The organism is Alistipes putredinis DSM 17216, from assembly GCF_000154465.1.
In the GTDB taxonomy this organism is placed as follows: Bacteria; Bacteroidota; Bacteroidia; order Bacteroidales; family Rikenellaceae; genus Alistipes; species Alistipes putredinis.
In genome coordinates, this window is sequence record NZ_DS499577.1 from 892,488 (window position 1) to 914,655 (window position 22,168).

A 22,168-nucleotide genomic window follows, 5' to 3' on the forward strand; every position below is an offset into this window, starting at 1 on the left:
GACGCTAAAATAAAAGAAGAGAAGTGGGGTCGATGTTGGACGAATACAAGAAAAACATTAGAAAACCGAATCCGGAGGAGCTACGACTCATTAAGTTTTTGGTACAAAAGGCATCTTTGAATATGTCCGAGGGCTGGGAAAGATCTTTGACTGTTTCTTGTTTGAATGATGGAGGAATGGGCAGTATGAAATTATATATGTCTTTACCGCCGAAAGAAATAATATCAACGATTTTTGTCAGTGAGTGCTCTTTTAAGGATTCTGATGGAATAGATGTGTTAGCCTCATTATATCTCGATCAAGATCATGAGATTTGTGAAGTGGATATTTGGAAAGCTGATTTTTCTCCTTTGATAAGGATCTCTTCGGATATTAGCTTATAAAACGGAGGAACATGGGAGATTTGGGATATTCGAAGCATGCATTTCGTGTAAATGGTGAAACTTATTATCCTGGAAAATTATGAAAAAATTAATAATTTTATTGATCAGTCTTTTCTTCATTGCCTCCTGTGCCGTTGTAAAATCCAGCAGAATAGTTGGAAAATGTTACTTGGGTTATCCTTATCGCCAGATTATGGTATTCATTTGTATGCTGAGTTTTATGCCGATAGTACGTTTTTATATAGGTCAGCTGGCTGTTATGATATAATCGGCCATTGGTACATAAGCGGTGATACAGTGATTTTATCTTCGCCAAATTTCAATGTCGAAACTCGTCCTATTGATCTTTATATTTTTGCAGAAGAAGAGATTACAGATTGGCGTTTTCCTGATGAGTATTATAAATTTACGGATATGGAGGGTAATAGAGATGCATATATTATTAAAGGAGATACTTTATATCCTGTACTGAAAAACGGGAAGTCTCTAATAGAATATTTGTACGCAATACCGAAACCGGGCCCTGAATTAGGTCTATATAATAGAGGAATTTATTTTGGGCCGAAAAAAGATAAGTAATCTTTGATTGTTACTGCCGGACTTAATGTCCGGCAGTTTTCTTTTGTAGATTGGTGAATTTTATCTATCTTTCTACAAAGAAAAAATGTAATTATGAAACGACTAATAATTTTGTTAATCGGACTTTTCTTTATTGTTTCCTGTTGTAGTGTCAGGCCCGGCAAACTGACCGGTAAATGGTTTCGAAGTACAACTTGTGTAGATGATGCAAGAACTCCTGGATTATATGTTTACTTTTATCCTGATGGCGGCTTTTTGTACCAAATGGCCTATGCTGACGGAGCTACAGGTGCTTGGCGAATCGAAGGCGATACTGTTATTTTATGGTCTCCGGATTTCAGTATCGTGTTGGATAGTGTTTTGCTGCCGTACGGCCCACGCTGTTGGCCTAATTTGAATAAATATACAGATGCTACAGAAAATAATCAAAATTGTCGCAAACTAACTAATGAACGAAAAAATTTGCCTTGTTTTTAATCTGAAATTTTATGTATAAGGGAAAACGCCGCATTTTTTCGGCCCTTTCTCCTTAACCTTTATAGATACGATGCAATTCAATTCCACCGAATTATTTTACAAACTGCATCAGATAGTTTTCGCAAAATCCAGCTAACGGGAATTTCACCATCTCGTTCCGTCCGTCGGGTGTGGTGTATTGGAATAGGATTGTATCGGCTTTCACGTGGTAGTCGAACAAATTCACCTTTTCGCCCGTTCCCTCGATTTGTGCCTCGTTAGCCGTCATTGTGCCGATTATCCCGTCCATATCTTCGAGTTCGCATTTTCATCCAAATATGTATTGTCGGTTCTTTGTAAGGACAATTTCGACGGGTTTTGTAATGTCTGCCATATTAGGGGCAAACAAGTAGATAAATGTTTCGGGAAATATTTCGTCTTTGGGTTTTCCTACAAGCAGGACTATTCCCTCTGTTTGGCTCCATTTAACCGCCTTTTGGATTATCTGTTTATCCTCTCATGCGTCGGTCTTTCATTCAGTTTTAGGTTGTTTGTATCTGTTCATTTTAGCTAAAATTTAATTGTTATTTATCTTTTAAGATCGAGAAACGGTGCAAGGTCTTTTGCAGTATAAAGATAAGATTATTAGCGAAATAAACAAAATAAGAAAGTGACAAACTCTGCAAAAGGGTCTTATAGATTAACCTTTTCACAAAGTCTGTCACTCGGAATAGAAAGGACAAACTTACACAAACAGTTTAATTTATAGACCGTTTTCCAAAGTCTGTCCTAATATTTTGTCTTTTTTTATTTTATCCTTTTGTACGTTTCAGTTTCTTCAAATTTTTCGTGTGCATCCTCTCCACTACGGAATAAAACAAGTTGTGATTGAGATAGTTTCTTAATTTGAAAAACATTTTGAAATTCACCTGTTGATTCTGTCATTGTGAGTGTGTTGCCATTAACAGAATATGTGAAATGCATGGGCGAGCTATCATCGTTTTTATTATCTGAATAGTCGGTTTGCACACAAGTTCCATTTTCATTGAAAGTGTATGTCCAATAATAGTTGCCTTCTGACGTAAGGGGATATGCATCCGACCAATCATCTCGTGTACCATCGCTGAACGTCGCCCACCCTTCATAATAAGTAATCTGCCACGTTCCAACAATTGACGCATCCTTGTTGTCATCATCATCGGAACAAGCCGAGAAAGAAACTACCGCAAACATAGCGGCTACAATAAGAAACAACTTTTTCATAGTTGCAATAAGTTTAGGTTGTCGCCCAGCACCAACGCGACGGTTAATTTTTAGATTTAATTAAACAGAAAGCGTGGTGCTGAAAACTTACTTTTGTAGAGAGGCTCTGGTATGCCCTGCGATAAAATAAGCAACAACACCACGCCGTATCCGTAAAGGATATGACGCGGTAAGATGTTCGCCTATTCTCATCGCTTGAAATTTACCAGATTTCTCTACGAGAATAAGCTACACTTTCCGTGTATTCAATATGTTACTGCAAAAGTAGCATATTCAGCGGAAATTGCAAAACATCCTGCCCTTTCGGGTGCTGTTGCTGTGATTAATTGTGCAAAGTTCTTGAAAACAAAGTTTCTATCCAATAGTCGGGAGTATGGAATCGAAACTTTGTTAGTTGTAAGTTGGGTTAATCGTTCCCGCAGATTTCTTGTATTACGCCGTCCATGTAAATAGCCTGCCCGCTTGTCAGCCGTCCCCACCAACGACACCCTAATTCGTCGATGATGATTTCGCCCTGCTCTTTCAGTCGTTCGGCCAGCCACGGAGTAACAAGCCACCATTCCAACACCTCGTCCCCATTAAAGGGATAGAGGTATTCCTCGTCGATTTTCCCCGCTTGGATCAGCTCTTCGATAACCGTGCTTTGTCCCCATAAAACATGGATGTCCGTAATCCGTTTAGCTCTCTCTTGTGTTTCGTACATAGCGGTTAAGTTTTTGTTTATCGCTTATCAGTAGTAATCCAACTTCATGTAATATCAATAATCTTATGCTGTTAGATGGTTTCGGGCATAAATAGGGGGTGGTCTGTTTTATGTGGAATCCTATTAATGGAATAGATAAAAATTCGGTTTTCCATCCGAAAATGGGGAGGGGTGAAAAATAGGGATTGTCCGCTCGGTCGGGGTATCAAAGCAAAACGCCCCGACTATAAAATCGGAGCGTCTGAACGAAAGTATATTATGTGAGTAGAAAAGATTGTGAATGTAGCTTGTTTGCCTTTATCGGGTCTTGGGTGCATAACACTTTAACGAAATAAGCCAGCGACACGGATTCGGGAATCATCTTGCACCGTTCATTAAGGGCATAAGTAACCGACAGCGGATTATCGGCCGACAGATTCGTAATGTTGTATTTAGTAAGAATCCGATTCATTGCCCGTTCATTTCATTGTGGCGGATTCGTTCCCTTTGTCATGCAGAATCGGCATATTTCATTATAGACGGCGTGTGCCGTGTCTTTCTGCGGCGGGTTTATAAAGCAATCATCCGTTATTTCGTAGCCGTTCGGCAGGGCCTTAATCAGACCTAATCCGTTACTCTCTTTAATAAGAGCGGAAACCGTATTACGATTCATTCCGACAGCATCGGCAATCTGTCCGATATTTCAAAGGAGGATAGAATTCGTATTATTAAGACATATAGCCTTTAATAAGAGCAGAAAGCCCGCAATTTTCGGCGGGTGGCTCTTTGTAAAGAATCGGTTATCCACGAAATAGAAATCCGTTTGGGGATTGGCTATATAATAGGAATTACGGCGTTTGCATCCGTCGATTATGCGGGTTGTAACCTGCATTGCTCCGCACTCCTTTAATCGTTGGACAGACCGTTTGACGGTACGGATATTTACTCCCGTTATTTGGGACAGCCTTTCTTCCGTTATATGGCTTGTCTGTGTCTTGTAGTCCGATTTGCATTTAATCGTTGCTCAAACGTAAATGTCGGTCGGTTTGCCGTTGCCCGTCTGAAGCTGGCAAATTGATTTTGGAATCGTTGTATAATTCATCGTTAGCGACGTAATTAGTAAATAGTATTTCTTTTGTTTTTAATAATTTCCGAAAGCAGGCGGAGCCTAATGCGGCTTTGGCGGCTTTTCGGTTGTCGAATCATTTGTTTTGCGTTACATAGTACAGCATAGTCTGAAAATCGGGTTTGAGGCTCTTCAGAGCCGAGAGCCTAAATTAGGTGTTGGTTGGGTAGGTAGTGGTATAAGTGCCACTTTTGAGCACGAAGCAGGGGACAGATTTAGGCATCGCCCTTATCCCTCTTGCTGGCTTCTGTAAAGGTACAGAGGTTATTTTCAGCAAACAAATGAATCGGGGAATTCTTTATCGGGAGCCGAAATGAGGGCTTTTCAGCGAAATTCGCTAAATTTGGAAATAAAATAATTTGGATTATGAGTATTAGAACCGACGATTTAGGATTTGTCTTTTATGAAGCCGACGAACAAGAAGAAAAAGAGTTGGAATATGTATATGCGATTACCGATTCTTGGAATTATATGGGTGATGAAGTCATAGACACTTTCCCACGCAGATTTTGGGATAGGGTCTGTCAGGAGAAGATAAAAGCCCCGTTTACAAAAGAAATGTTTTTGCAGGAAACGGATATTATAGCGACAATTAAAGGCTTCGGATTGGACGTAAATAAATTTTGGTGGGCTGTGCTGTTTGTTTACGATTGGTCGATTGAAAAGTTTACCAAATGTTTTTGGGTTAAACTCCCGCCAAAATCATTAACCAAAATATTGGACTATATCGGAGATTCAAAAGATTTTGAGATTACATTCCGCGTAAAGGGTAAAAAGAGCCGCGAAGCAGACCCAAATGTAAAAGCAGCAGTTATGTATGGATTAAGGCAAAAACTCAAAGAGTGGAAAGACAAGGAGTTTTACCGCATAATAGATCATTCTACCTACACAACGACATTCACAAATTCATCCTATTATATGTGCTTTGCGGCGGATAAGTTCAAACATCTGTTCGATGCTTTGAAATTGCCGAATCGAGGTGCGGCGAATGAACACAGATGCGATAAAGAGGTATCTTATAATAAAATGTTGCTTATTTCCCGTCTGTTCTATTTTATGCGGCTGACACGAAATGTAAACTTTAAGGATAGCGATGAATCGCTGAAAGGAGTGCTGAAAACCTATGCAAACAAGCTGCCGCATACTGAATCCGCTATCTATGGATTTTAGGGAGTAGGAAATGGGCTGTTTTTTACTCCCTGCAAAGGGTCGCTGACAATAGTATTTTTGCAGTGTCGAATGGGATAAACCCGACGACCTGCAAACGCTTGGGCAAGGGATGCAGCATAATTTAGGGATAGTCATTTAATTCCTTCAATTTGAATTAACCAGCAGACTTTCCCTTATTTTTCCGATCATACTCATCGTTTTTTATATCATCGGCTCTGTTTTTAGGGCCGATTTTTTCATTTTCAGTCACGTCTGGAGCTACCACTCCCGTAAAGTCGTGTTCCATGCGTGGAACATCAGGCTGCAAGAGCTACTTGGACTGACTCTCGTCTTGCAAGGTTTACCACATTTGCTGTGTGGATACCGAAGAAGATCAGCATGATCTCTGTCGATTTTATCCTTGCAGCAATCTTTCGCAGACCATAATGCTCCTTCTGAGTTCCAAAAGAGCCTTCCATTGCTGTAGCTCGAACGCGTGCAAGTTCTCGTTTAGTAGCGTTCTTAACTTCATTCTTTCCAGTTCGTCCTTTCTGAGTGAATGAGGTTTCAATACCATTCTCCTTGCAGAAAGTTCTGTTGTCATTACCCGAGTAACCCTGGTCGCCACCTATCTTTTTTACATCAACGCCTGTAAGTTTCTTCGACAATGACACACAGTGCTTAAGTCTCGTTCCTTCATTGAATGCATTGAATGATAGCTTCTCAATAAACGATATTCCGTCAATCAATATGTTGTTGCACTTCGCTCCAAATTCGACTATCTTGGTCTCCTTGCCTCTGACTATCGGTCTGATGTAAGGCTTGCTGAGACTTACAATACGGTTAGGGATACTCTCACGAGAGTCACCACTCTTGAAGTGGTTCTTCTGCTGACGATATACCCTTGTGACAGTCTCAAGCATATCCAACTGCTTGTAATTCAATAGTTCTTCATCCGGATGGACGCGCATCTGTCTGCGGATTTCTCCCAGTATCTTGCCCAGCAATGCAAGCAGTCTCATTATCATCTTTCTGGTCTGCTTATGAGTATGTTTGCGCTGCTTCCTATATGCCAGGTTCGCCTTGTCGATATCATTGTACTTTGTTCTCATTCGATGCTCACCAAGCTGAGAACTGATACCGCACATCATCTTGTATGCTCTATCTACACATTCCCAAAGCAACTTCACGTCAGTTGGAAAGCGCATCAGGCTTTCATAGCAGCTGGCATCTGTATAGACAGTATCAAGGTTCTTCATGTACGGCTTCCATGCATCTGCAAGTACCTTCTGCTGCTCCTGAATCTTCAGTTTCTTGGACAATTCTACCAGAATGCTGTCGATCAGCTTGTAGTTTGTCAACTGGTTCTCAGGACTGATCCTGATCCCGCAGAAGATCTGATAATGGATGTTTCCATTCAACGCATCCATCAGCTTCGGAGCTGACAATCCTGTATACATCTTCAAGAACGCCAACGCCACCTTGCCCTCAGGTGTGAAGAAGGACTTTCGTCCTCGCTTCACTCTCAAACTCTTCGGCTTCTCTTCTACTAAACCGAACGATATCGCCATCTCTCGAAGAGGAAGAAGTGACTTGATCCGTCCAAGTTCCGATGTTTTGAAGCTCTCTTCGTATCGCTGATAAAAATCAAACTCTGTAAATGCAATCTCTTGCTGAATGTCAGATAAATTTCGTACTTTTGCCATGAGTTATTTTTGCTCATTTCCTCCGAAAGTCACTTTTCCAGGGTGTTCGGAGGAATTTTTAATTCCTGTAGCTAAGATATGAAATTTTTATCACATTGACAATCAATTTGTTATAATTTTAAGCCTATTTCGCGACTGTCCCTACTTACCTTTTCTTAATTCATCAAGCCTCTGCATCGCACCGCTGAACTTCTCACCAAACATCATATCATCGGGCAAAACAAACCAGGTGGGAATACCTCTCGACTGTGGATTACCTATACATTCATCTTGCCCGTTCTGTTTGCGGTAATCGTCCCATTCACTATAAGCGATGTTCCAACGAATACCTAATTTATAGGTATTTTCCCATTTAATAATAGCCAGTGAATAGGCCGGATCATCTTTGCCGTCATAAATCACTTCTACAACTTCAACCACCCCTTTAGGGGAATTTATAAACTTCGGATTTTTATACGAATAAGTGCTCATGTCTTTTATTTTTTATTTATAGCACACAAAGATACTCAAAAACAAATATATACATATATACATACGTATGATTAACGTATAAAAACATTTATGGTTATTCTAATCTTTGATTAATTCCGGTACAGAAACAAAACGTACCGAAAGACGGAAACAGGATTTATTTCGGTACGCTTCCCCGATCGGTACAAAAAACACGCAAAAAACGAGAAATACTACTTTTAGTATTTTAGTATATTAGTATTTTAACTATATTTGCGGACATGACAACCATTTAAAAAACTGAATTTATGAGCAAAGCAAAAGTAATCTCCGTATTGAATCACAAGGGGGGAGTAGGAAAGACCACAACCACGATCAACCTGGGCGGCGCGTTACGTCAAAAAGGGTACAAGGTTCTTTTGATCGACCTTGACGGGCAGGCCAACCTGACCGAATCGCTGGGCTTCTCCGCGGAGCTTCCCCAAACGATCTACGGCGCGATGAAAGGCGAATACGACCTGCCGATCTACGAGCATAAGGACGGTCTTAGCGTCGTTCCCTCCTGCCTGGATCTCTCGGCCGTTGAAACGGAGTTAATCAACGAGGCCGGGCGGGAACTTATCTTAGCCCACCTTATCAAGGGCCAAAAGGAAAAATTCGATTATATCCTGATCGACTGCCCCCCCCCTCGCTGTCGCTGCTCACGCTTAACGCACTGACGGCCTCGGATCGGTTGATTATCCCGGTTCAGGCTCAATTCCTGGCAATGCGTGGAATGGCCAAACTTATGCAGGTCGTCCACAAGGTGCAGCAACGTTTGAACTCGGATCTTTCGATCGCCGGGGTCCTGATAACCCAGTACGACGGAAGAAAGAACCTGAACAAGAGCGTTTCGGAACTGGTACAGGAAACATTCCAGGGCAAAGTGTTCAGCACCCATATACGCAACGCCATTACGCTGGCCGAAGCCCCGACACAAGGGCAGGATATTTTTCACTATGCCCCAAAATCTGCCGGGGCAGAGGACTACGAGAAGGTATGTAACGAACTGCTAACAGAAATAAAGTAACCATATGGCAAAGAAGAACGATTTAAAAAACAGTATGTCGGCCGGGCTGACCGGGGGATTAGACAGCCTGACCCAATCCACGGCCGGGCAAAAAGAGGCTCAAAAGCCGAAGAAAGCGAAAACCGTGCATTGTAATTTTGTCATGGACGAAACCTATCACCAGAACTTAAAGCTGATCGCGATCCGCAAAGGCGATTCGCTAAAATCGGTATTGCAAGAGGCTATATCTGACTACTTGGATAAAAACAGTTCCCTGCTATAACAGCGTATCGGGAATATACAGGGCAAACACTCCACAAAAGAAATTCTCCAGGAAAAAGGTACGCAAAAAGCACCCCTACACATCAAAAAGTATATTGAAAATGCGATTCCCTATAAAAAACCCGTTGGCAGGGTTAATCTTGCGTATGTTTAACCTGCCAACGGGTACGATATTAATAAACGTTTGGATTAAGGTTGGACGTTTACGTCTTTATCTGCATCAACCCAGCCTGTTGTCTCTGCATCAAACTGGATCGGATTCAACACAGCCTCTCCCTGATCATCATAACCACCACCGAAAATCAACGTGTAGATATGACGCTTGCCCTGTTCCCATGTATCTCCGAACGGAACATAAATTGTTTTGTATTCGCTTGCTGAACCCAACAGATAAGCTCCGGACTGCCGGATTTTGCAGGCGATCTCCAGATAACATTGCTTCGCATTATCGGCCTCCAACTTGCTTTTGGTGGCTGTTTCGGAAACTTTCCAAGCAGTCAGCTCCTGTGGTATATTCAGCATAGGAGTATTTGTGGTAATATCGGTAGCTTCGGTATTGCTATTGACCGTGATGTTTGCGTTTTTCACTACGGTAAATGCGTGTGGAAATGCTAAATCAGACGAACTCCAACTTCCCGTTCCATCGGCTGCCGCAGGCAATGTGAAGGCGCCGGCAAATTTGAAATTATGAATCTTGATCACGTCGATGTCCACCTGCATGTTATCGTATTGGGTCTTTGCTTTGAATACGACCTGTGACAGAATATGTTTGAAATTAAATTTCACTATTCCGTTGTTCATGTCTTTTGTCTGGCCTTTGGCCATGGCATACATCACGTCGTAGTTTGCATGAGTAGTACCGCTTCCATACTCATCCATGCAGGTATAACTTATCTTTTGGACATCCTTGGTGGCTTCCCAACTATAAAACACTATCATGTCTTCACTAACCGTTCCGGGATTGAACGCGTAAAAGTCCAAAGCCTCGGTAGGCCAATAACGAAGGTCGTTCGCATCGTCATAATCCCACTTACCATTTTTGTACACGATCTTCACTCCGTCATGTCCAAAATCCGTGTCTACCTTTCCCATGAAGGCAGTACCATCCGTCGTAAAAGCGAACACGTCGAAATCGGTGCTCGTCAAGTTGTCGGGGGTAGTAGGGATAGCCCTCGTTTCCGCCGCATTACTTAACACGTTAAAACCAATCGCATTCCGTGAGGAGGTTTCCACATTCGCAATCTCCTCGTCTGAGCAACCCATGAGTAGAGCTCCAAAGATTGCCCAAAGCATTACTGTACTTTTTTTCATAAATAAAAACAATTTAAATTGATACATATAATTAACAAACTCGTATTACAACACTATATCCATATTCACATCATCCCAATCATCAACGTCCACATCAAATCCCGCACCGTCACTTCCCGGCTCGGATGGTACCTCATAATCAAAATTCAACACCAGATGCACATCACCGACATGCCCCGCTACCGGGACATCATGCACTTGGTCGCTCACGTCCTGTTCCAATACAGACATGCTGCCGGAACGGTTCTTGAGATACAGCCGGAAAACATTGGGCTCTCCTTCAAGTGCGGAATGTCCAAACGTATAGAATCCGCCTATAATCTGATTCCGTGAAACCATTCCATCAAAGAGCAGGCTCTCCGAAAGACCGGCGGGCAAACTGTCGCCGGACATGTTAAGCGAGCCGGACATGCCGGAAAGAGCAGCCCGCAAATCCGCCACCCTATCCAGTCCCCGAAGACCGTTCACCTCATACGTGTAGTGACATACCATGTTTACGGGAGTTAGCCGTACTATCTCCGCGCTTCCTCCCGGAATGTCCTTGAGGATAACTCTGTCTATATGGTCGCCACACAGCCAGGGTGGGGTGACAGCCATTGTCCGGTTATCCGGCGACTGAACATCACGCGTATCGGCAGTAAAAAGCGTGTAACTGCCGTTTTCTTTCCAAACCATCCCGTCGGTATCGTAGTTGAAGCAAATTACCCGGTAATCATTCTCGGGGAGCTCCACTTCCCCATCCTCTCCTCCGGGGAAATCAAATATCCACGTGTTGCTTTCATCGTCGGTCGGATAAAATACGACCCTCATGCCTTCAGGCTTGTCATGATTGGAAATCTTGGTCCAGTCGAATACTACCCGCACCTTGGCAAAGTGCGGATGATCGTAACATAAATCCTTATGCTCACAAGCCGTCAGTCCTATCCATAAAAATATGAACACCAGACAAAAGCGTATCCGTATCACTGCCTGCCTCCTTTCTTCTCGTTGTAGTTGCCACGGCCGATCAACCACACCAAAGAGATACCCGCCTTGGTCGGGCCGAACCAGCGGCGTTTTTTAGTGGTCTGCCATACATAGTGACCGTCCAAAGGGATGTACTCCTTGTACGATCCTCCAAGGTAGCCGATTCCCAACGTGAAATCCACATTGAACCGATGTCCCACAGGTAACGAGTAGCCGTAAGCCACGCCTCCCCCGTAACTCCATTTATCCCCCAAGTAACCTTTCCCACCCAATTCGAAATCATAGGTGACGATCTGCCCGTACAATCCGACATGATGCCCGGAAAACGGTTTTTCCACCGCTCTCCGACCGAACCAGCGGCGCAACTCCACATCTCCCCCATAGATACGCCAATAATTATGCTTCCGATCACTTTTCCACCAGGCATACATCCAATTCCCGGCCACAGACCAGTTCTTCCCCAAACAGAACTCAACCCCGATGTCAGGTATCAAAACAGCGTCATAAAGCAAGTTTGTTTTCACCGCCATGCAAAACGGCCGTTTCTTTACCGGAGCTATGACGGTAACGGTATCACGGATGCACAACGTATCACGTGTATGTATATATACCGTATCTCTGACGGGATTTATCGGATCACTATCATAGCATATTTTCACCATCGACGAACGAAGTTTCGGAAAATGGAATTTATACAAATATGAGTATGGCCTCCCCCCTTTCAGTCTTTTCAGTTCTCCCCCCCCCAAATAAGGGCTGTCCTGGTTTTCCAAACGTACGATCTTCTCCAACAAACGAAGGACATCCTCCCTCTCCGGAACATTCACATCCGCTCTCACCATCGTTATAAGTCCGTTCCAGTCGCTTCCCGAAAAATGAAAATCCCACTCCAATACCGGAATCTTTATATAAGGTGATATATACCGCCACAAAACCTCTGCTCGTTTTTCAGACAGCCTTCCATTCAACAGCCCCCCTCCTTCCGGGGAAGCTCCTCCTATTATTTGAATTTTCCTGATAAGACGGACGGAGTCGTTCAATGCGGAACAGATTTTAGCAAACCGCTCCATCTCGTTCCCATTGTCAAGTAAACATGTATCTATATTTACCTTTCCTTGATGAAAATAGATCCTTACCGAATCACGCTTCTCCTGAGCGGATATTTCTCCGCTTATACTCAACACGAGCACGAACAATACACATTTAATATAAAAAAACATCTTTTCGTCATTTAATCATTTGTTAATATGACAATCCAAACCCAGGCTTTTACACCCCCTGAATTTCAACCGCTAAAGATATGCACCTATAAACCAACCTCCAAAGCAAAAAACAAGTATTTTAAACTTATAAATACTTAAAAAGACAACCACACAACAGCTACAACACTTACCACAGCAGCCAATCACGCTTACACAACAATTAAAAACACTTAACATCATAAAGAAAAGTACTTAAACATACAAAAAAAAGAAAAAAACAGTTATTTTTGCAGGAAACATTATACTTAATAACACTTAAAACAATAAAACACATGAAATTCAGCACAAAAGCCGCTACTTTTCTAAGTTCAATAAAAACTCAAACTTACGACAAAAAAGAAAGCGAAATGATAATAACGTATCAACAAAAACGTGTCTTTCATCTATCCCTGCTCATGCTGGCCTTATGCGCACCCATATACATATATTCAGTTCCATTTCCCAATGAACAGTTTTATTATATTAACAGCGTATTATTCCTGTTTATCATTATGTGCACTCTCGCTTATTTAAAAAAGAGAGTAAATCTGACCACGACCTTTTCCATTATACTGATAGCCATACATATCGAGATTTTTATCGAAATAATTTATTGCTCAATATGTAGCGGATATGAATATAGTTATCAAAGAGCATTGATAATGAGTAACATTACTATCTCTCTCTTATTTACCATGCTTTCCATCTGTGCCTATATGAGTAATATCTCCATCCTATTGTCCTCCCTTACCATAGCTTCCTATACAATCTGCACACTTATCACCGACGAACCGTTCCTATACAGTTATCTGCCTTTGATCATCATCATATACACCATGATCCCCTTATTAGGAAGATCCTTACACAGTAATATCAGCAGCTTGCTAAAAAGTAGCAACTTGCTAAAAGAGGAAGAGGAAATGCTTTTGAAACGTCTCCAAATGAAAAAGGAAGAACTATTCGCGTTCGCCGAGTTGTTAAGCGAGAATAACCCGGAAGAAAAGACAAGCTCCCTGTTAAACATAATAGGGGAACAATCCAAAGAAAATCTTTTTACAGCCCTTGCCGCATACCAGAAAAAGGAAAAAAGTAAACTTGATACAATCAGGAGAATATATCCCAATTTATCCCCGTCCGAATTAAACATCTGCCGTTTAATACTGCAAGACAAGACCGTCAGCCAAATATGCGAATTATTACATCGGAGTAGCGGAAACATAACCAGCCAACGAGCGAACATACGTGCCAAACTCGGACTGAAAAAAAGCGACAATTTAAAAGAAGCATTACAAGAACGCATGAGGCTGTATGAAGAAGAACACCGGCAAGAGGACTTTTCAGCCATGCGTTAGGGATTGCAGAGTAAAGCCCACAGCCTTTAGGCGAGGACTTGAAACGTAAAGCCCGACCGTCCCACGGGAACGCCCAAAAGAAAAAAAATCCCCCGAACATTCATCCGGGGGTAGTGTAAACTGAACTGTGTCACGGCTCTGTTTTTTATTCTTTCCCTCTTATTTGTGTGCAGATTTCACATCTGCATACAAATAAGAGGAGCCTTTCACAAGCAAAGTTACATAATCTTGAACCTATCACCAAATTTTATGGCAAGTTGCTGTGATATCAGTGCCCAATTAGACAGTGGCATAGTCCATTTCCCACTAATGTCTCGATAGGCAAGATACACAAGCTTTTCAAGTGCGGTGTCTGACGGGAACACACCTTTGTTCTTCGTTACTTTACGCACCTGACGATGATAGCCCTCAACCGTATTGGTTGTGTAGATAAGTTTGCGGATTGCAGGAGTATACTGAAAATATTCCGTAAGACGCTCCCAGTTGTCGCGCCAGGATTTGATTACTATGGGGTACATCTCACCCCATTTTCATCAACCATGTCAAGCTGTGCTAATGCAGAATCCTTGCTTACAGCACCATATACGGTCTTGAGATCCTTCAGAAACTCTTTCTGATGCTTGCTTCCTACATACTTGATTGAGTTACGGATTTGGTGGACTACACATAGCTGAACGGAGGTTTCCGGGAATACACTTTGGATGGCATCAGGGAATCCCTTAAGACCGTCTACGCAACAAATCAGAATATCACGTACACCACGGTTCTGAAGGTCGGTCATAACATCAAGCCAGAAGTTAGCACCCTCACTCTCAGATATATACATACCAAGAAGATCCTTGTGACCAGACTTGTTTACACCTAGGACATTGTATATTGCACGAGTGACTGCACGACCCTTATCGTCTTTTACCTTGTAGTGAATGGCGTCAAGCCAGCAAATGGCATAGACGGGGTCAAGCATACGGGACTTCCAGGCTGTTATTTCGGGAATAACTCGGTCGGTTATAGCACTGATGGTTTCTGCTGAAAGGGTTGTGTTAAACTCACGCTCAAAGTACTTGCTTATATCACGAGTGCTTGTACCAAGAGCATACATGTTGATGATTTGATCTGCCATACCTTCAGCAAGAATTGTCTCACGTTTCTTAACTGTCTCCGGTTTAAAAGAACCGTCACGGTCACGAGGGGTTTCGACTATCACCTCTCCATACTTTGTCTGTACGGTCTTGCTCATCTTGCCGTTACGACGATTGCCAGAACTGCAGTCAACGCTATTAAGGTGAGCATCCATCTCACCTTCTAAGGCTGCGTTTAGGATACGTTCTAGCATAGGAGCCAAAGCTCCGTCTTTACCGAAGAGTGCTTCACCGCTACGCAGCTGCTGGGCTGCTTTCTTGTAGTCTATTTCCAAATTGGCCATATTATAAAAACTGTGTTAAACTATTATTATTATAGCCTGACACAGTTTATTTTACACTCTCGAACGGGGCATTGAAAGCACTCTTGGAGTTTTTCATTTGTCAACAGGTTATTATCTTTGGATAGGTAGCTTTTTGACTTTGCTATTGGGCGAAATCGCATTGTTTGTATTAAAAAACAAAATAGGATGACTCACTATAATCTACTTCGTATTTTTCCATAAATGCAATCCTTGCCAAAAAGCAGTTTGTTCGGGTGGTTGTTTGGGCGTTCCCCCTTCGGGTCGGGCTTTCCGCTACAAGTCCTCGCTATGCTGTGGCTTTTCCCCTGCAATCCCTAACGTGGGTGAAAGGGTTTTCACTATCTTGCGCTTGCACTTTGACACACGGGGCTTCGGCTGTTCGCCGAAACTTCCCGCGCCCCGTCCCGCCCGAAAGAGTTCCCCGGCGTTTGTCCGGCAGCCGACATTATTCAAGGTAGTATTCTATAATATCTTTTATCAGTAGCTCTTCTCCTTGTTTCCATAATTTCCAGCCTTGTTCACTCTTTATTGTATCGCCTTGTACCTCAAACGGTTTTCGGACTTCTGTATTGTCCTTGAAGCAGACTACCGTCACCATGCGAAGATAGTCTTCCCAAGAGATATAGTAGGTGTCAAAGTCATGCGTTCTTTTCGCTGGAATACCATTTATCCGCATGAGGCTGCGGTTGCGTTGCATCCTGTTTCCATGCATCATAATCTGCCCAGATGAACAGTTGATCCATGCCGTTTTTCCGCTTTCCTCGTTCAGTACAATTTCAGCCCTTCCCGCCATTAAGCCCAACACTCTAAAACGGAGCATGGGAAAAGTGTAGATCAGACTTGCCGTCTCTTCTAAGTATTCATGTATGTTGCTTCCGGATCTCCATGCCAAGGGCATTAACGTATCTGATTCCGAAGAGTAACGATAGTAATATCTGCCATCTTTGCATGAAGCGTTATTCTGTCCGTCCTGCCATTCCTGCGGATTGTCATCCTTCCTTTTCCGCTCGGCAATATCCTTGTCAAACGGATACTGATGCAGTGCAATGCTATCTTCCGGCTCCTTGCACGTTGCTGTCCGGTATAATGGTATGACGGGGTTCTGCTCGGCTATGACCTCCATGAACCCAATACCCAAAGGAGCATATAATCCATTCTTGCGTTGGAACTGGAAATGATTGCCTTGTATGAAAAGGGAGGGAAAATCATCGGAAGCAATCCCCGTTATTATATCCGCTTCGCCAATAACATCCGCTGTCCGTTGGTCTTGTTTGCATGAAGATGTGCAGGCGGACTCATTGTCTGTCGGAGGCATAGGCGGCTTGCAACTCATGACCGATGCAGCCGTCAAAAGTAGTGTTATGATGACGGTTTTCATCTAAGTTTAAGCCCCACCTTCACCATGCCATGTGCAGGTTTGGGTATTATCTTGATAGTTATGCTGTATCCATTGCCCTGATTTCTCACCGTCGGTGTATTGTCCCTCAATGGTTATATAGGGTTTACCCTCCCATGTTGATTCCACACGATACGAACCGTCGAGTTTTCCATTACGGTAGTGGCATGTAGTCTTGCTGCGTATTGCGCGGCCGTCCTCGAAGATTTCCCATTCCTCGCCATCTTTTTTCCCGTCGATATAATGAGATTCAAAAATCTGCTTACCCGTCTTGTTGGCAAAGCGACGTTCCCGCCCGTTCTCCACACTCTGTTTGTACTCCTTTTCTATCTCTATTTTTCCGTTACGGAAATAGGTCTTTACAGTTCCGTCTATCTTGCCTTGTAGTATGGGTGTTTCCTTTCGGGGAGTAACGCCGTCTTGGTAGTATTCCGTGAATGTACCGTTACGCTTGCCCTTGACATATATGCCCGACTCACGCAATACCCCGTCACGGTAGCGATGATAGTCACCGTTTATCATGCCGTCTGAAAGTTTCACGTGTTCTTCGTCAAGCCCTCGTATAATGCGATATTTTCCCTGCAACGGCCGTTTACTGTCTTTTTTATAATATACTGTGCGGTGTGCATCATCCGTCAGGGGCTGCAAATCATTCCATTCTACTGTTTGTTGTGCGGAAACCGTGCCGCAAAGCAACAAAAAAATGTATAGTATCAACATTCTATTCATATGTCGTATATTTTTATTTTTCGAGGTTGATAATGTTCTGTGGCAAACTGATTTTCAGGGGGGGGCAAACCGCTTATTATATTTATTTTGAAGAAATTTCTCCATTCTTATAGCTTTGCTATAAAATAAAGCATTAATCCAACTATTATATTCACTCTTCAAGTTTACTTTTCACCAATTTCAGGAATTCCTCCTTAGTCATGAACCTGTCGAGAAAATCATTCAGTCGTCCCTCATTGGTTACTTCCGTGAAAAATTCCTCATGATCCGTACTCCAGACGACAGGATTCTCAGGGTCGTTATCTGACAGGCAGATGAGATAGTAATTGGGATAACCGTCCGTATAAAGCAGCTCTACAAAATCCGGAGTGGCACAATTTGAATACTTGATGATTTCACCCAGCTCTGCATTATCCGTAAACCAACCATTCCATTCTTCAAAATCCGGTGTCCCTTTTTGGAATGGCGTAAATGGTCTGGCAACCCAAAACAGTTGGCGGCGAGGTTCTTCATCCAAGGTAAAGAACGTATCTGTCATTTCCTTATAGAACGCCTCCCTGTCAGAATTGAACAACTCCATATGCTCATCCACCCAATCGCCCAAACCTTCAATCGGCTCTGTATCTTCGGCAGCCAGCCAGGGCGTGTCCACCGGTTTAAGGAACAAGGCCGTATCGAATGTAATGGCACAGAGATCCTCTTTCAGTGAATTCCCTTTCAGGTTTGCTACGTTGCCGCCCAGTAGCCTGATTCTGTCTGTTATTTCCTTTTTCATGAGTGCCGTATAATTTTGTTATTATTTTTGTTTGAGATTCACATGCCCGGACAGCCATTGGAAATATTTCCAGTCTTCCTTGAAAATCTTTTCCCCTTCGAGCATATAGGCGCGGAGAAGAAATTCAGTTGCATTGGTTTCATCCTCCATTTCCAGATAGTTCTCGCCAAGGCGCAGCAGGATGAAAGGATTGTCTGTCTCTCCGATATTGTAGCATTTGCGGAAAAACTCCAGCGACTTGCCGTAGTTCCCCATCATGAAATGGGCGTCACCGATTGAGCCGACGAGCCAGAGATATGCTTCCCAGTCTTCCTTCGGTTCAGGAAGGATGTCCAGTGCCTCTTGGAAACAGGAGATGGCTTTCGCGTAATCTTCGCTTTCCATCGCCTCATTTCCCGTTTCTGACAGTTCTTCGATTCTGTCGTACAGTTCATCTGAAAGTTCCATATTCCTCTATTTTTCTTTGATATTCTTTGATGCCCACATCCCGATATCCTGCTTGCTCAATGCCGCAGCCATCAGGTCGGGGAATTTGTCAGGCGTACAGGCAAATGTGGGAACACCCAGACCGGCAAGATACTCGGCATTACGCTTGTCGTAGCAGGGCGCCCCGTCATCGTTCAGGGCCGGAAGCACAATCAGCTGCACACCGCTGGCCACAATGGAGGCGAAACGCTTGCGCATCTCCTTCTCGTCACCGCCTTCATAGAGGTCGGTCACCAGTACCAGCACAGTGTCCTGCGGCCGTGTGATCACACCCTGACAGTAAGTCAGGGCCCTGGCTATGTCGGTTCCTCCGCCGAGCTGGACACCGAACAACAGGTCAACCGGGTCCTGCAGGTCATCGGTAAGGTCAACGACCGAAGTGTCGAACACCACCATACGCGTATTGACGGACGGCAGGGAGGCCAGTACCGAACCGAAGATGCCGGAATATACGACAGAGGTTCCCATCGAACCGCTCTGGTCGAGACAGAGAATGATGTCCTTCAGAGCCTTGCATTTTCTGCCGTAGCCTATCCTGACTTCCGGAATGACGGTCTTGTACTGGGGCTGGTAGTTCTTCAGGTTCTTTATGATGGTCGTCTTCCAGTCTATCTCGTTGTAACGGGGATTGCGCCTTCTCGCCGAACGGTTCAAAGCACCGGTGACGGCCTGCTGGGTCGGGGAAGAGAGCTTCCGCAGCAGGTCATCCACGACCTTGCGTACAACCTGACGGGCCATGTCCTTGTTCTTTTCGGGAATGGCCCTGCCGAGTGACATCAGTGTAGCTACCAGATGTACGTCAGGGACAACTGTTGCCAGCATCTCCTTCTCGGTAAGCAGCGAATCGATATGCAGACGCTTGATGGCATCCCTCTGGATGACCTGCACGACGGTCTGTGGGAAAAACTCCCGGATATCGCCAAGCCAGCGGCTTACCTTTGGGGCCGACGACCCGAGTCCGCCGCGGCGGTCACTGTCATAGACGGCTTCCAGCGAACTGTCAAGGCGCTGTTCTTCCACCGTCAGCGTTACACCCGTCCCGTCAGCGGCATTCCCGCCGAGAGCCATACGCCATCTTTTCAAATATTCTGTTTCCATGTTCTGTTCCTTTTTTATCCGATTCCCAGAAGTCTGCCGAGCAGGGGTATTACTTTGGATGCATCCCCGTCATTGCAGGAATGTTCCCCGGAGGCGATTCCGGTATCGGTTCCGTTCAATTCGAATCCTTTGGCCTTCTCGCCGAGTTTGCGGCGCTCGGCTGTAGTGAAATTGCTGAATGTACGTCTGATCACCGGCAGCAGTTCTATGAAATTTGCGTCGCTCAAACCGCAGAGCCAGCCGTTCACGAGCTGCCACAGGTTGTCGTCCAGCAGCAGTACCGAACCTGATGCACGCAGGAATCCCTCAAACCAGTATGCGATGTCGGAAGGTGCGTTGCCCACCGATGAATAGAAGCTCAAGGTGTCACGCATCTCTTCACGCGATATCCTGCCCTTGTCGTAGAGTATGCGTGCCGCGTACCCGGAGAGCAGCGGATGCGCTCCTGATGAATTGCGGATCTGCTGCACGAACCCATACCACATGCCGTTCAGCTCTTCGTCATCAAGCGTGGATACGGCATAGTTGGTAGCCGACAGGTGTTCAAGAAGTTCTCCGGCTGCCTCCTCGTCGATGTTGATGCAGACGAGCAGACCTCCTGCAAGGATACGTGCCACCATGGCCCGGAGCATGTTGCCCACCTTGCTGAAATCCAGATTGCGGACATCGCCGTAACGGACGATGTTCACCAGGTCGGGAACCGCTTCCATCATCTCCACAATGTCTGTGGATGCCGCCGACAGACGGTCAAGACGGATGGTCATCGCTTCCACAAGCTCCGGAAGGTTGGCCGGAATGACCCGGTCAAGAAGTCCCGTCAGTTCGGGGATTCTGGTGATTCCGGTCATGCGGTCGGAGACGTACTTCTGCACGGCTTCCTCCACGGTATTGCCCCAGACTGCCCGTTCTATGATGCAGACAATCTGTTCCGGTCTATGGTAAAGACTCCATTTTTCCTTGAAAGTACCCTTGCCGCCTGCGGTTTCCGGCTTGGCCCAGTCTATGTCAAGCAGGGCCAGGCGGTGGAAGAACAGGCTGCGTTCCAGGTCGGTCTCCTTGCGCAGGTCAAGTGTCATCTCCTTTATTTCCGCCGTGAAAGGAACACGCAAGCGTTTCTGCTGCCGTTCCACGTCAATCAGGAGAGGGACTTTGGGTACCGCTTCCGGCACTTTGCCCAGACAGTTGCCCACGATGAGCGATTCCCTGACGAGCTGCAGCAGCATATCGTCCCCGAAGCCCATTACGGTGGTCACCGCCTCGTTGTATTCCTCAAGCGTCGGGGCGGGCAATCCACGCAACGCAGCTGTCGTCTGCGCCAGACGGACTGTCTCGATTACGTGGGCCACCGAGATGTCCATGTCCTTCTTCCTCAGAAGGGCCGCTATACGGCTGACCCACCAGGTGCCGTCATCTTCCGGATGATGCCACAGGTAATGATACCATCCCGGAGAGTCTATGCCGGCCCCGTAACCGCTGCGGAAGGTGAGCCTGTCATACGTCCACGGAATCCACGTGCATTCCGCCTTTACCTTCGGGAGCCCTTTCAGCAGCTCGTTGTCATCCTTCACCTTCGGCATATTCTCCAGTGCCGGGACATGCCATGCCCCGCAGATTACGGCTATGCACCCGAAAGGTTCCTTCTGGGCCGCTCGTATCATGCGACGCATCCACGCTTCACGGACAAGGTTCCTGCGGGAGGTATGTTCCGGGAGGGCTTCCCTGAGCGCGGTCACAGCTTCCTTGACGGCCTCGAAGATGCCGCTGCCGTCTCTGCGCTGTTCTATGTTCATGTTCCACCACGATTCACCGTCAGTATAGCCGGCAGCTTCTGCCAGCAGGTCAAACGGATCACCCGGCTGTTTAATAGCTTCATCATCCGCTTCTACAGGCTCGTTGCCATCCTTCCTTTCCGCTTCGAAGGCAAGGGAATGGGCAAGCGGGAGATCGAAGAAGCGTAAGGTGACATTCTCCCGGAGAGCATAGCGCAAAGCCTGCCATTCCGGCGAGAAGTCGGCAAACGGATAGAATACGGCATTCTGCGGCACATCGGGTTGATAGCCGAGCAGGGCTACCGGAGGCTTCATCTGCCCGTAGGAGACGAACGGCATGAGAGCCTCGGCCTCCGCCGGTCCCTCAAGCAGTATGAGGTCGGGACGGATACGCTCAAGTTCCTGCAGGATGTTCCGGCAGGAGCCCGGCCCGTGATGACGTATTCCCAATAGATGAATGTCTGTCATATTACTTGT

At 45.0% G+C, this 22,168-nt stretch carries 20 protein-coding genes and 2 pseudogenes; 7 read left to right on the plus strand and 15 right to left on the minus strand.

From position 1 onward, the window contains the following. The first annotated feature begins 32 nt into the window (after window positions 1-32). The 3 genes from ALIPUT_RS04230 (at window position 33) to ALIPUT_RS12730 (ending at window position 1,439) form a co-directional block, all read left to right on the plus strand. Window positions 33-383: a DUF6984 family protein gene (locus ALIPUT_RS04230; RefSeq protein ID WP_004328489.1), complete on the plus strand. Its 351-nt coding sequence runs from the start codon at window positions 33-35 to the stop codon at window positions 381-383. A gap of 51 nt (window positions 384-434) precedes the next feature. Continuing rightward, window positions 435-962, plus strand: coding sequence for a hypothetical protein (locus ALIPUT_RS04235; RefSeq protein ID WP_004328490.1), 528 nt, complete (start codon window positions 435-437; stop codon window positions 960-962). Window positions 963-1,055: 93 nt separating this feature from the next. Beyond that, window positions 1,056-1,439, plus strand: coding sequence for a hypothetical protein (locus ALIPUT_RS12730; RefSeq protein WP_147554516.1), 384 nt, complete (start codon window positions 1,056-1,058; stop codon window positions 1,437-1,439). 91 nt (window positions 1,440-1,530) lie between these two features. Here the strand turns inward: ALIPUT_RS12730 and ALIPUT_RS04240 are convergent, their stop codons facing one another. The 3 genes from ALIPUT_RS04240 to ALIPUT_RS04250 form a co-directional block, all read right to left on the minus strand. After that, on the minus strand, window positions 1,531-1,728 hold the full coding sequence (locus tag ALIPUT_RS04240) for a hypothetical protein (RefSeq protein ID WP_004328493.1): 198 nt from the start codon (window positions 1,726-1,728) through the stop codon (window positions 1,531-1,533). Between the two features lie 497 nt (window positions 1,729-2,225). Next, on the minus strand, window positions 2,226-2,681 hold the full coding sequence (locus tag ALIPUT_RS04245; RefSeq protein WP_004328495.1) for a lipocalin-like domain-containing protein: 456 nt from the start codon (window positions 2,679-2,681) through the stop codon (window positions 2,226-2,228). Window positions 2,682-3,087: 406 nt separating this feature from the next. Next, window positions 3,088-3,384, minus strand: a complete 297-nt coding sequence (locus tag ALIPUT_RS04250; RefSeq protein ID WP_004328496.1) for a hypothetical protein — start codon at window positions 3,382-3,384, stop codon at window positions 3,088-3,090. A gap of 1,471 nt (window positions 3,385-4,855) precedes the next feature. Between ALIPUT_RS04250 and ALIPUT_RS04260 the strand changes: the two genes are divergently transcribed. Beyond that, window positions 4,856-5,659, plus strand: a complete 804-nt coding sequence (locus tag ALIPUT_RS04260; protein WP_004328500.1) for a hypothetical protein — start codon at window positions 4,856-4,858, stop codon at window positions 5,657-5,659. Window positions 5,660-5,955: 296 nt separating this feature from the next. Here the strand turns inward: ALIPUT_RS04260 and ALIPUT_RS04265 are convergent, their stop codons facing one another. Continuing rightward, a complete protein-coding gene (locus tag ALIPUT_RS04265; RefSeq protein ID WP_004328501.1) occupies window positions 5,956-7,344 on the minus strand; it encodes a transposase in 1,389 nt (462 codons plus the stop codon). 141 nt (window positions 7,345-7,485) lie between these two features. Continuing rightward, window positions 7,486-7,815, minus strand: coding sequence for a hypothetical protein (locus tag ALIPUT_RS04270; RefSeq protein ID WP_004327465.1), 330 nt, complete (start codon window positions 7,813-7,815; stop codon window positions 7,486-7,488). A 287-nt stretch (window positions 7,816-8,102) separates the two neighbouring features. Between ALIPUT_RS04270 and ALIPUT_RS04275 the strand changes: the two are divergent. Further along, a pseudogene (locus ALIPUT_RS04275) lies at window positions 8,103-8,863 on the plus strand (ParA family protein). A gap of 4 nt (window positions 8,864-8,867) precedes the next feature. Continuing rightward, entirely contained in the window at window positions 8,868-9,125 is a 258-nt protein-coding gene (locus tag ALIPUT_RS04280; protein WP_004328504.1) for a hypothetical protein, read from the plus strand. A gap of 188 nt (window positions 9,126-9,313) precedes the next feature. Here ALIPUT_RS04280 and ALIPUT_RS04285 read toward each other — a convergent pair whose 3' ends face one another. The 3 genes from ALIPUT_RS04285 to ALIPUT_RS04295 are packed head-to-tail and all read right to left on the minus strand — an operon-like array spanning window position 9,314 to window position 12,621. Continuing rightward, window positions 9,314-10,435 carry a fimbrillin family protein gene (locus ALIPUT_RS04285; RefSeq protein WP_026314684.1) on the minus strand — a complete coding sequence of 374 codons (1,122 nt, stop codon included), beginning with the start codon at window positions 10,433-10,435 and terminating at the stop codon, window positions 9,314-9,316. A 45-nt stretch (window positions 10,436-10,480) separates the two neighbouring features. Beyond that, complete coding sequence (locus ALIPUT_RS04290; RefSeq protein WP_004328506.1) at window positions 10,481-11,401, minus strand: DUF5119 domain-containing protein; 921 nt, start codon at window positions 11,399-11,401, stop codon at window positions 10,481-10,483. Continuing rightward, entirely contained in the window at window positions 11,398-12,621 is a 1,224-nt protein-coding gene (locus tag ALIPUT_RS04295) for a DUF3575 domain-containing protein (RefSeq protein WP_004328507.1), read from the minus strand. Before ALIPUT_RS04295 ends, ALIPUT_RS04290 begins: the two co-directional genes overlap by 4 nt. 314 nt (window positions 12,622-12,935) lie before the next feature. Here ALIPUT_RS04295 and ALIPUT_RS04300 point away from each other — a divergent pair, with 314 nt between their 5' ends. After that, window positions 12,936-13,994 carry a helix-turn-helix domain-containing protein gene (locus tag ALIPUT_RS04300; protein WP_004328508.1) on the plus strand — a complete coding sequence of 353 codons (1,059 nt, stop codon included), beginning with the start codon at window positions 12,936-12,938 and terminating at the stop codon, window positions 13,992-13,994. A 218-nt stretch (window positions 13,995-14,212) separates the two neighbouring features. On the opposite strand, the pseudogene ALIPUT_RS04305 reads toward ALIPUT_RS04300, so the two are convergent. The 7 genes and pseudogenes from ALIPUT_RS04305 to ALIPUT_RS04335 form a co-directional block, all read right to left on the minus strand. Next, window positions 14,213-15,417, minus strand: a pseudogene (locus ALIPUT_RS04305) (IS256 family transposase). A gap of 466 nt (window positions 15,418-15,883) precedes the next feature. Then, a complete protein-coding gene (locus ALIPUT_RS04310) occupies window positions 15,884-16,816 on the minus strand; it encodes a hypothetical protein (RefSeq protein WP_004328511.1) in 933 nt (310 codons plus the stop codon). Between the two features lie 6 nt (window positions 16,817-16,822). Further along, a complete protein-coding gene (locus ALIPUT_RS04315) occupies window positions 16,823-17,563 on the minus strand; it encodes a toxin-antitoxin system YwqK family antitoxin (RefSeq protein ID WP_004328512.1) in 741 nt (246 codons plus the stop codon). 151 nt (window positions 17,564-17,714) lie between these two features. Beyond that, window positions 17,715-18,338, minus strand: a complete 624-nt coding sequence (locus ALIPUT_RS04320) for a hypothetical protein (protein ID WP_004328513.1) — start codon at window positions 18,336-18,338, stop codon at window positions 17,715-17,717. Between the two features lie 21 nt (window positions 18,339-18,359). Next, on the minus strand, window positions 18,360-18,785 hold the full coding sequence (locus ALIPUT_RS04325) for a tetratricopeptide repeat protein (RefSeq protein WP_004328514.1): 426 nt from the start codon (window positions 18,783-18,785) through the stop codon (window positions 18,360-18,362). A 6-nt stretch (window positions 18,786-18,791) separates the two neighbouring features. Next, window positions 18,792-19,922, minus strand: a complete 1,131-nt coding sequence (locus ALIPUT_RS04330; RefSeq protein WP_004328515.1) for a vWA domain-containing protein — start codon at window positions 19,920-19,922, stop codon at window positions 18,792-18,794. Between the two features lie 14 nt (window positions 19,923-19,936). Then, window positions 19,937-22,159, minus strand: a complete 2,223-nt coding sequence (locus ALIPUT_RS04335; RefSeq protein WP_004328516.1) for a DUF5682 family protein — start codon at window positions 22,157-22,159, stop codon at window positions 19,937-19,939. Window positions 22,160-22,168: the final 9 nt, after the last annotated feature.